The 10,313-nt window shown below is 69.2% G+C and carries 10 protein-coding genes; 7 read left to right on the top strand and 3 right to left on the bottom strand.

Translation table 11 applies throughout. The features are described 5' to 3' along the window. Positions 1-584 precede the first annotated feature (584 nt). Positions 585-1,472, top strand: coding sequence for an MOSC domain-containing protein (locus ACFWIW_RS34710; RefSeq protein WP_378372339.1), 888 nt, complete (start codon positions 585-587; stop codon positions 1,470-1,472). Here ACFWIW_RS34710 and ACFWIW_RS34705 read toward each other — a convergent pair. After that, positions 1,355-2,161 (bottom strand): S-adenosyl-l-methionine hydroxide adenosyltransferase family protein, encoded by an 807-nt coding sequence (locus ACFWIW_RS34705; protein WP_378372338.1) that lies wholly within the window; start codon positions 2,159-2,161, stop codon positions 1,355-1,357. The two genes, ACFWIW_RS34710 and ACFWIW_RS34705, sit on opposite strands and share 118 nt — an antisense overlap. 35 nt (positions 2,162-2,196) lie before the next feature. On the opposite strand from ACFWIW_RS34705, the gene ACFWIW_RS34700 reads away from it, so the two are divergent. The 4 genes from ACFWIW_RS34700 to ACFWIW_RS34685 all read left to right on the top strand — a co-directional run bounded on the left by ACFWIW_RS34700 (position 2,197) and on the right by ACFWIW_RS34685 (position 5,818). Next, positions 2,197-3,078, top strand: coding sequence for a phosphoribosylaminoimidazolesuccinocarboxamide synthase (locus ACFWIW_RS34700; RefSeq protein WP_378372337.1), 882 nt, complete (start codon positions 2,197-2,199; stop codon positions 3,076-3,078). A gap of 58 nt (positions 3,079-3,136) precedes the next feature. After that, positions 3,137-3,844 carry a DUF2334 domain-containing protein gene (locus ACFWIW_RS34695; RefSeq protein ID WP_378372336.1) on the top strand — a complete coding sequence of 236 codons (708 nt, stop codon included), beginning with the start codon at positions 3,137-3,139 and terminating at the stop codon, positions 3,842-3,844. After that, on the top strand, positions 3,841-4,572 hold the full coding sequence (locus ACFWIW_RS34690; protein WP_378372335.1) for a TetR/AcrR family transcriptional regulator: 732 nt from the start codon (positions 3,841-3,843) through the stop codon (positions 4,570-4,572). Before ACFWIW_RS34695 ends, ACFWIW_RS34690 begins: the two co-directional genes overlap by 4 nt. A 70-nt stretch (positions 4,573-4,642) precedes the next feature. Then, positions 4,643-5,818, top strand: a complete 1,176-nt coding sequence (locus tag ACFWIW_RS34685) for a DUF418 domain-containing protein (RefSeq protein ID WP_378372334.1) — start codon at positions 4,643-4,645, stop codon at positions 5,816-5,818. A gap of 141 nt (positions 5,819-5,959) precedes the next feature. Here the strand turns inward: ACFWIW_RS34685 and ACFWIW_RS34680 are convergent, their stop codons facing one another. Both ACFWIW_RS34680 and ACFWIW_RS34675 read right to left on the bottom strand, forming a co-directional pair. Next, positions 5,960-6,595 (bottom strand): MBL fold metallo-hydrolase, encoded by a 636-nt coding sequence (locus tag ACFWIW_RS34680; protein WP_378372333.1) that lies wholly within the window; start codon positions 6,593-6,595, stop codon positions 5,960-5,962. 33 nt (positions 6,596-6,628) lie between these two features. Then, a complete protein-coding gene (locus tag ACFWIW_RS34675) occupies positions 6,629-7,573 on the bottom strand; it encodes a DUF5937 family protein (protein WP_378372332.1) in 945 nt (314 codons plus the stop codon). Positions 7,574-7,634: 61 nt separating this feature from the next. On the opposite strand from ACFWIW_RS34675, the gene ACFWIW_RS34670 reads away from it, so the two are divergent. Both ACFWIW_RS34670 and ACFWIW_RS34665 read left to right on the top strand, forming a co-directional pair. Further along, the gene (locus ACFWIW_RS34670) at positions 7,635-8,777 is read left to right on the top strand and encodes an MFS transporter (protein WP_378372331.1); all 1,143 of its coding nucleotides are present in this window, start codon (positions 7,635-7,637) and stop codon (positions 8,775-8,777) included. A 33-nt stretch (positions 8,778-8,810) separates the two neighbouring features. After that, positions 8,811-10,313, top strand: a complete 1,503-nt coding sequence (locus ACFWIW_RS34665) for an aldehyde dehydrogenase family protein (RefSeq protein WP_378372330.1) — start codon at positions 8,811-8,813, stop codon at positions 10,311-10,313.

The raw sequence follows: 10,313 nt of genomic DNA, 5'->3' as shown, positions 1-10,313 counted from the left end.
TTTTGGCTCCCCCCCCCCTGGGGCGGGGGGGGGGGGGGGCGCCAGTCCCGTGTGTTGCCACGTCTTTTTCTCCCCGTCCTTGCCACTCACGAGGCGGCCCCACCACCCGCCGCCTTTTGCTCGCTCCTGAAGTCCGTGAAGGCCCCCTTCACTGCGTCTAGCGCCAGGGTCCCGGCGAGCGTCGAGATAGCGCAGGTCTGGGTTTCGAACGTTGACAGGGCGGGCACGGGCATCGAGTGTCCACACGGGACACTTTCAGGGCAATAAGTGTCCCATTTATGCATTTATGTACGGTTATTCGTGGGGTCGTGAGTGGTAAAGAGGGTTAGAACGACCAAAAGCACTCACGACCCCCAGTAGAGATTCAGATCTCTTGGCTGAGCCTGCTCCTGCGAACGCCTCTGTGCTTCATGACAGTGGCACAGACCAGCAGCTATACGACTTTGCCGGCACCCTGGCGTCTAGCGCAGTGAAGGAGTCCTTCACGGACCTTCGACCAACGGCCACGTCCAGTAGGCACCAAAGGCACCCTTCGTTCTAACCGTCCTTGCCACTCACGAGGCCCGAGTCGTTAACCTGCGGCTATGGCGAGAGTGGCGAAGCTGGTCTATTACCCGGTCAAAGGCTGCGCGGGGACGCCGGTCGAAGCGGCCGACGTCACCCCCGCGGGGCTGAGGTTCGACCGGGCTTGGATGGTCGTCTCCCCGGAGGGCGAGTTCCGCAGCCAGCGCAAGCATCCGGTGATGGCCTCGATCCGGGCCGAGGTGCTGGACGACGGCGCCCGCCTGCGGCTCGCCGCTCCCGGCGTCGAAGACCTGCTGGTCGAGACGGTCACGGACGGGCCGAGGCAGCCCGCCGCGACGTTCACCTGGCAGGGCAAGGGCGTCCACCAGGGCGACGAGGCCGCCGAGTGGTTCTCCGACGTCCTGGGCCTGCCGTCGGTGTTCGTCGGGCTCGCGCCGGAGCACGAACGCGTCACCAACGGCGAGATCCCCGGCACCGCGGCCTTCGCCGACGCGCACGCGATCCTGCTCACCTCGGAGTCCTCTTTGGACGGTCTGAACGAGCGTATCGCGTCGCGCGGCGCCGAAGCCGTGCCGATGGACCGCTTCCGGCCCAACATCGTCGTCGCGGGCTGGCCCGAGCCGCATCGCGAGGACGACGTCCGCTCGCTCACCGCCGGCGGCGTCGAACTGGGGTACGCAAAGGTCTGCATCCGCTGCACGGTGCCGATGGTCGATCAGGAGACCGGGAAGAAGGCGGGCCCCGAGCCGATCCGTTCGCTCGCCGACTACCGCCGCGAACCCGAGGGCGGGGTCTCGTTCGGGATCAAGATGGCGGTGACCGGGCCTGGTCAGGTGGCCGTCGGCGACGAGGTGATCGTGCACTCCTGGGCGGGCCCCAGCCCGAGCACCGCCGAGGCCGAGCCGCCGTTCACGGCGACCGCGAGCCGTCCCGCGGAATCGGTGTAGAGCACGTTCCGGCCCGGCGGCACCGTGCCGAAGGTGTCGCCGACCAGCGCTTTCACCAGGACGTGTTCGCTGCTGACGGAGACCGTGCCGGACAGCCCGGCCAGTTCGAGGTCGGCGGGGCTCGCGGCCAGCTGGACGTTGCCGAAATGGTCGACCGTGAGCACTTCGGCCACCAGTTTGCCGGGGAACACCGCGACGAACGGGTCCGGCAGCCGCACGAGGTCGTCGACGGGCGGCCCGAACTCCTCCGGCGCGACGCCGAGCGCGAGATGCGCCGCCGCGGGGGCGAAGACGTCACGTCCGTGGAACGTCGAGGACGTCACCGGAAGGCGGTATTCCGGCGCCGCGAGTTCGTAGGCGGCTATCACCCCGCTGAGTGTTTCGGCGGCGGGAATGAGGAGCCCGTTGTCCGGGCCGACGAGCATTCCGCGGCCGGTGACCACCACGACACCGCGCCGAGCGGTGCCGACACCGGGGTCCACGACGGCGAGATGGACCGACTCCGGCAGATACGGCGCGGTCTGGGCGAGCACCTCGGCCCCGGTCCTGACCTGCTGCGGAGGGATCTCGTGGCTCACGTCGATCACCCGTACGGACGGCGCGATCCGCGCGATCACGCCGTGGCACGCGGCCACGAAACCGTCGCTCAGCCCGTAGTCGGTCGTGAACGAAACGCAGTGGATCGGCATGATCAGCCATCATCCTTGATCGCTAGGGTGCAGCCGTGACGACGCTCGAATACCCGAAGATCGCCGCCGGCAAGGTCCGTGAGCTCTACGCCGTCGATGACGAGCATCTGCTGCTCGTCACGTCCGACCGGATCTCCGCCTACGACGTCGTCTTCGACACGCCCATCCCGGACAAGGGGCGGGTGCTCACCGCGATGAGCGTGTTCTGGTTCTCCCTGCTCTCCGATGTCCTCCCCAACCACCTGGTCTCCTACGAAGACGAACGCATCCCCGCCGAGGTCCGCGGCCGAGCGCTGCTGGTGCGGCGGCTGGCGATGCTGCCGCTCGAAGCCGTCGCCCGCGGATATCTCACCGGTACCGGTCTCGCCGATTATCGCGCGCGCGGGACGGTTTGCGGTGTCGAACTTCCGCCCGGTCTGACCGAGTCGTCCCGCCTTCCCGAACCGATCTTCACGCCCGCGACCAAGGCCGACCGCGGCTCGCACGACGAGAACATCGCCTTCGCCGACGTCGTCGGGCAACTCGGCCGCGAGCGGGCCGAAGAGGTCCGCGAGGCGACGCTGGCGGTGTACCGCCGCGGCGCGGAGTTCGCCGCCGAACGCGGCATCCTCCTCGCGGACACGAAGCTCGAATTCGGCGTCGACCGCGAGGGGAACCTCGTGCTCGCCGACGAGGTCCTGACCCCGGATTCCTCGCGCTACTGGCCGGCGAGCGGTTACGCGCCGGACAGCCCGCAGCCCTCGTTCGACAAGCAGCCGCTGCGGGACTGGCTCACCAGCCCCGCGTCGGGCTGGCACCGCCGGGACAGACCGGGGTCACCATCCTTGCCCGAGGACATCGTCGCCGCCACCCGGGCGAGGTACATCGAGTCGTACGAACGCATCACCGGCCGGTCGCTGCAGGATTGGCCCGCCTGACCTGCGGCGTTCACTCCGTCGTCAGTCCGGCGCAAGCCGAGGCTGGCTCACTGGTGGGGTGGATGCACGTTTGCTGGTTTCCCTGTCCGGCGTGACCACCCGGACGTTGCACCGCTGTGCCGATCTCGCGGCCGAACTCGACCGGCGCAGGGTCCCGTTGTCCGTGCTCTACGCCGCTCGCACCGGCGAGGGCCCCGTGACCGAGTGGGTCCGGACGCGCCGCGCGGGCGGCGACTCCGTCCTCCTGCACGGCTACGACCACCAGATCCCGCCGACGCATCGCGCCGTCTACCTTGGCAAACGCGCCGAGTTCGCGGCGCTGCCCGCGCACGAGGCACGGCTGCGCCTGATCGCGGCGAAGGCGGCGCTCGACGCCAACGGTATGGCGGTCGACGGATTCGCCCCGCCGCGCTGGATCGCGTCGGAGGGCACCCTCCAGGCCCTGCGCGAACACGGGTTCACGTTGTGCGCGGATCTGGCGTCGGTGCGGGACCTGGTGTCCGGCGACGTCCAGCGCGCCAGGGTGCAGGAGTTCGGCGGGCCGTCGCACCGCACGGAGACCGTCCGGTGTTTCGCGCTGGTGCTGGCCGCCGCGAGGGCCGCGCGCCGCGGCGGGCTGGTGCGGCTCGGCATCGACGCCGCGGACCTCGCCCGGCCGGGGTTGCGGCAGGCGTTCCTCGACGCCGTCGACGTCTCGCTGGAGAACCGCGCTTTCGGAACCACCTACGGCTCGCTCTCGCGAACGCGGGTTAAATTGTCGGGATGACCGACGAGGGTGGCGCACCGGCGACGCTGATGCGGCTCTGGCGCCGGTCGGAGCGCCCGACGCGCGGCAGGCCGTCCGTACTCGACATCGACGGTGTCGTGGCGGCCGCGGTGGATCTCGCCGATCGCGAAGGCGTCGCGAACGTGACGCTGGCGAACGTGGCGAAGGAGCTGGGCGTCACGAAGATGTCGTTGTACCGCCACATCGGTTCGAAGGCGGAGCTGCTGGAGCTGATGGCCGACTTCGCCATCGGCGATCCGCCGGAGGTGGAGCCCACCGGTGACTGGCGGGCCGAGCTGACCACGTTGGCCGAGGCCAACCGCGACGTGCTGATGAGCCACCCGTGGCTGGTCGAGCTGCCGCTTTCCGGCCCGCCCGCCGGCCCGCACGCCGTCGCCTGGATGGACGCGTTCCTGCGCACGCTGCGCGAAACCGGTCTCGACTGGGGTACCAAGGGCGGGATCCTGGTCTTGATCGGCGGCTATGTCCGCCTCGCCTGCGCGCAGGCCCTCCAGCTCGCCGAGGGCCGGAAGGACAGCGGGCTGAGCCAGGCGCAGGCGGAGCAGGCCTACGGCAAGGGCCTCGCCGAGCTGATCGACCCCGAACGTTTCCCCGACGCCGTGGGCTTCCTGAGCTCGGGTCTCGGCGGCTCCGAACAGAACTCCGATTTCGACTTCGGACTGGGCGTCGTCCTCGACGGCATCGCCGCTCTCGTCGAAGCGAGCTGACAAACACCTCCTCCGCCATTAGTATCCGTCGGACATTAATTAGTGTACGTTGGATACTAAAGGGGGAACCATGACATCGACACCGACCGGCGAGCGCGTGCTCGCACCGGATCTGGCCAGGGGTTTCGCGCTCCTGCTTGTCGCGCTGGCGCATACCGCGAGCATCTTCCTGGGGAACACGCCCGGCGTCGATCAGACGCCGGAAGGCCTGGAACGGCCGTACTTCGTGGTGCTGTTCGTACTCGTCCACGCGTGCGCGCTGCCGCTGTTCGGCATGATGCTCGGCTACGGGATGGTGCAGTTCGCCGATCGGCAGGAGCGGCTGGGCCGGCCCTGGCCGGAAACGCGGGGCATCCTGCTTCGCCGCCACGCGTGGCTGCTCGTCTTCGGCGCCGTCGACGGGGTGCTGTTCTTCTCCGGCGATGTGCTCGGCGCGTACGGCGTGATCGGCGTGGTGTTCGCCCTGCTGCTTTTGCGGCGAGGCAAGGGTTTCTATCGCATTCCGGGGCTGTACCTGTGCTTCGGCGTCTGCTACCTCGCGGTGCTGATGTACCTGGTGCTCACCGGGAACTCCGGGAGCGCGCCGGTCCCGTCCGTCGAGGACGTGTCGTCACTGGCCCCGACCTACGGCGACGCCGTGCGCGAGCGCCTCACGGAATGGCCGATGAGCACGGCGGTCCTGCTGTCTTCGATCCTCTTCGTCTGGGTGGGCGCCTGGGCGGCGAAGAAGCGCGTGCTGGAGGAACCGAATCGGAAGCTGCTCCTTTTCGGCGTGTTCGGCGGTTTCGGTGTCGCGATCGCGGGCGCGCTGCCGATGGGGCTCTTCGCCGGTGATTACGCGGGCTTCGACGAGGGGACCGCCGGGCTCGTCAAGCTCATGTACGAGGGTGCGGGACTGTTCGGCGCGATCGGCTACATCAGCCTGTTCGGGCTCATCGGCATGGCGGTCGGCGGGAAACGCCGCGGTGTCGTGGTCACCGCGATCTCGGCCCTCGGCCAGCGCACGCTGAGCGCGTACCTGTTCCAGTCGGTGGCGTGGCTGATCCTGGCGCCGCCGTTCATGCTGGGGCTGAGCGGCAGCACGTTCGTCGCGGCCGCCTGCGGGCTCGGGGTGTGGCTGCTGACGGTCGTCGTCGCGTATGTGATGCACCGCCGGTCGTATCGGGGACCGGCGGAGATCTTGGTGCGGAAGCTGGCTTACCGGACCCCGAAGACTGTGTCGCGAAAGCCACTTTCGCGACGCTAGATGTCCCGAAAGTGGCTTTCGCGACACGGCTGGCCAACCGCGTCGGCGACTGGACGGCCGAGGCGTTGCGAAAGCCACTTTCACAACCTTCAACGTTGCGAAAGTGGCTTTCGCAACACCCTCGGGGGTCGGTGCGCTGCCCTAAAGCTTCACCGGCTCCCCGACATCGAGCACCTTCACCTCGGTGCCTTCCGGAGCGAGATTCGCGAACAGGCCGTAGTGCATCTGCGGCCGCGCGAGGACGGCTTCGTGGATCGGGACGGCGAGGCGCGGCGACACCGCACGCAGGTAGTCGACCGCCTCGCCGGCCTTGAGCCACGGTGCGCCGGTTGGCAGGCCGAGCACGTCGATCTTCTGCTCCGGCACGAAGAACGAGTCACCCGGGTGGTAGAAGGCGCCGTGGTCGACGATGTAGCCGACGTTCGGGATCACCGGGATCTCCTCGTGGATCACCGCGTGCTCGCCGCCGACGACATTGACAGTGCTGGAGCCGATTTCGAGGGCATCGCCGGGGTTCGCGATCTGGAATTCGGCGCCGATCTTCCCCGCCGCTTCGGCGGAACCCGGGTCGACGATCAGCCGCACGCCGGGGTTGGCAGCCAGCAGCGCGGGCAGCCTGTCCGCGTCGAGGTGGTCGAAATGCTGGTGCGTGATCAGGATGGCGTCCAGTTCGCGCTCGCCTTCGAAACCCGCCGAGAAGGTGCCGGGGTCGATCAGGATCCGCGCGCCCTCGGTCTCCAGAAGCGTGCAAGAGTGTCCGAAGTGGACAATACGCATCGGTGTTCTCCTTCGCGGTAGGTCGATTCCAGCCTATGCCCGGATCAGGGCGTCGCCAAGTTCGGTGCGCCGGTAACGCACTTCGCGGCCGCGTCGCCGGGTGTCGAGCAGGCCCGCCGCGTGCATCGCGGTCAGGTGCTGCGAGACCGTCGGCGCCGAGAAGCCCAGGCGTCGGGCCAGCTCGGTGGTGCTCGCGGGTTCGTTGAGCGTCGTGAGCAAGGCGGCCTTCGTCCGGCCGAGTACTCCCGCGAGGGCGCCGGGCGGGCGTTCGGGATCCGACCAGAGTTCGGCCACGCCGCGGGCCGGGTACAGCAGCGACGGCTGCCACGGTTCCATCGTGATCACGCCGACCGATGGCCACGCGAAGACGCCGGGGATCAGCAGGAGCCCGCGCCGGTCGAGGTGGACGCGGCCGCGTTCCTTCATCTCGATCACCAGGACGTCGTCGACGAGCCGCACTCGCGAGTGGATGTCCTCCAGCACCAGTGCGATTCCGCCGGCGGCCAGCCGTCGTGAGCGTTCCTCGATGTCGGCGACGAGGAACCGGCGCATCCGGGGCCAGTGCGGTTCGACCAGTTCGGTCCAAGCGATCTCCATCTGGCTCGCCAGCAGATCCCGTGCCTCGGCGGGGTCTTCCGGCAGTCCGCTCAGGTCTGCGTCCACTTTGGACAGCTCATGCGCGACCTGCGCCGGAGGCGTGCGGCGGATTTCGGCGAGCTGCGCGGACGCGGTGGTCTCCGGGCCGCTCGGCGGCGGGCTGAGGAAATCGGTGATGTAGTGCCGCGCGCTCATCACCTTCGCGAAGCCCTCGATGGGCAGGTCCGGCAGTTTCGCGGCCGCCTCACGCAGCCACGGCAGATGGCTCGGATGCCCACGCCGTCCGAGCAGGGTCTGCATCGCGCCCATGGTCTCGTCGAGCGGGGAGATGCCGAAGCGGACGCGATTGGCGCTCTCGGCGGTCAAGACCAGCTCGATCATCGGATTAGGCTATTCCCTAATCAATGGTTCTCGCCAGGCCTGGTTCGGCAGTGTTCGTGACATGACGTTGCTGCGTAACACCGGGTATTGGCGCTGGTCGGCGGGGGTGCAGCTGAACCGGCTGCCCGCCACGATGGCGCCACTGGCCTTCACCGTGCTGACCACCGCGACGACCGGTTCGTACCGGCTCGGCGGGGTCATGATGGCCGTTTTCGTCGCCGCCGAGATGGCCGGCGCCGTGCCGACCGGACGGCTGCTCGACCGCGTCGGCCCCGCCCGCGGTCTCGTCGTGTTGCTTCCGCTGGTCGCCGCCGGGCTGTTCCTGCTGGCCGCGGTCGCTTCGGCCGGAGCGCCGGATTGGGCGCTGCTCGCGCTGGCGATCCCGCCGGGACTGGTCGCGGGCGGCCTGAACGGCGGTTTCCGGACGCTGCTCGCCGGGACGGTGACCGAAGAAGAGCTGCCGAGGGCCGTTTCGGTGGACGCGATGATCCTCGAAGGCGTCATCGTCGGCGGTCCGCTGCTGGTGGCGCTCCTGGCGACGTCCGGCCCCGTCCTCCCGGTCCTCGCGATGGCCGTCGTCGCCCTGCTGGCGGCGCTGCTCGTGCCGCGGCGGACCGTCCATCGCGATCCACAAAGGACAGTCGAACGGCAGGCGATCCCGGTCGCCGCCTGTGTTCCTTGGCTGGCGGGGTTGTTCACCGTCGGGCTCCTGCTGTCGACCATCGAGGTCGGGCTGCTGCCGCTCGTCCAGCGTGTCGGCGCCCCCGATTCGGCTACGGCGATCGTCATCGTCGTGCTGTGCGCCGCGAGCATCACCGGGAGCGCGCTCTACGCGGCACGGGGCAAGGCCGGCGATCCACGGCTGTTCCTCGCCGGTTTCGTGCTCGGCGGGATCGTGGTTTCGGCGGGCTTCGGCTGGGCCGGGTTGCTCGGCGGGGTCGCGCTGATCGGGCTCTGCACCGGTCCGCTGATGGCCGTCTCGTCGGTCAACCTGCAGAAGCTGTTGCCGGAACGCCGCCGGTCGGAGGGGTTCTCACTGGCCTTCACCGTGCAGGCGTCGGGTTTCGGGCTGGGGTCGCTGGCGATCGGGGTGCTGCCGGTGTGGCTGTGCCCCCTGCTCGGTGTCCTTGCGGCCCTCGTCTCCTGTGCGATGCTGGTGGCACGCCCCAGGCGAGCTATTGGCACGCCGTCAGTAACGTCGTAGCCTGGGCTTTGAGCCGAGACACGGGAGAAGTCGATGACCGCAGTCCAGCCGAAGCCGACCGCGCACAGCGTGGGGGAGACCTTCGATTCCCTCAGCCCGGCGACCGACGAGGTCGTCGGCACCTACCCGGTGCACAGCAAGGAGGACGTCCGCGCCGCCATCGCCCGCGCGAGGGACGCCGCCGACTGGTGGGCCGGGCTCGGCTACGACGGGCGCGCCGAACGCCTGCGCCGCTGGAAGGGCGTCATCACCCGCAGGCTGCCGCAGCTGTGCCAGGTCGTGCGCGACGAGACCGGGAAACCGATCGCCGACGCGCAGCTGGAGAGCGTCCTGGCCATCGAGCACATCGCGTGGGCGGGCAAGCACGCGCGCAAGATCCTCGGCAAGCAGCGCCGTGCGGCCGGGCTGATGATGTCGAACCAGGCGGCGACGGTCGAGTACCAGCCGCTCGGCGTCGTGGGCGTGATCGGCCCGTGGAACTACCCCGTCTTCACCCCGCTGGGCTCGATCGCGTACGCGCTCGCCGCCGGAAACACCGTCGTCTTCAAGCCGAGCGAGTACACGCCCGGCGTCGGGAAATGGCTGGTCGACGCGTTCAACGAGGTCGTCCCGGAGTGGCCGGTGCTGCAGCTGATCACCGGCTTCGGTGAGACCGGCGCCGCGCTCGTCACGGGAGGCGTCGACAAGATCGCCTTCACCGGTTCGACTGGCACGGGCAAGAAGATCATGGCCGCGGCCGCCGAGACGCTGACCCCGGTGATCATCGAGGCCGGCGGCAAGGACGCGGTCCTGGTCGACGCGGACGCCGACCTCGAGGCCGCCGCGGACGCGACCGTCTGGGGCGCGTTCTCCAACTCGGGCCAGACCTGCATCGGCGTCGAGCGCGTGTACGTCCACGAGCGCGTGCACGACGAGTTCGTCGCGAAGGTCGTCGAGAAGTCGAAGGACGTGCGGGCAGGCTCGGACGCGGCCGCGCAGTACGGCCCGGTGACGATGCCTTCGCAGCTTTCGGTGATCAAGCGCCACATCGCGGACGCCATCGAGCGCGGCGGCAAGGCGCTGGTCGGCGGCGTCGACGCGGTCGGCGACCGCTACGTGCAGCCGACGGTGCTCGTCGACGTGCCCGAGGACTCCGTGGCGGTCCAGGAGGAGACGTTCGGCCCGACCGTCACCATCGCGAAGGTCCGCGACATGGACGAGGCCGTCGAGAAGGCCAACGACACGAAGTACGGCCTCGGCTCGACGGTGTTCTCGAAGTCGCGCGGCCTCGAACTGGCCGGACGGCTGCGCACCGGCATGACGTCGATCAACGCGCCGCTTTCCTTCGCCGGTATCGCTTCGCTGCCCTTCGGCGGCGTCGGCGATTCGGGCTTCGGCCGGATCCACGGCCCGGAAGGCCTGCGCGAGTTCGCCCGCCCGAAGGCAGTGGCGCGGCAGCGGTTCACCGCACCGATCGTGCTGACCTCGTTCTCCCGCAAGGAAAAGACGGACGCTCTGGTGGCGAAGCTCATTACGGTGCTGCACGGAAAGCGGTAG

This window comes from Amycolatopsis sp. NPDC058340, assembly GCF_042723975.1.
In the GTDB taxonomy this organism is placed as follows: Bacteria; Actinomycetota; Actinomycetes; order Mycobacteriales; family Pseudonocardiaceae; genus Amycolatopsis.
Note: the sequence above shows the minus strand (reverse complement) of the source record. Positions and strands in the feature narration are given on the sequence as shown.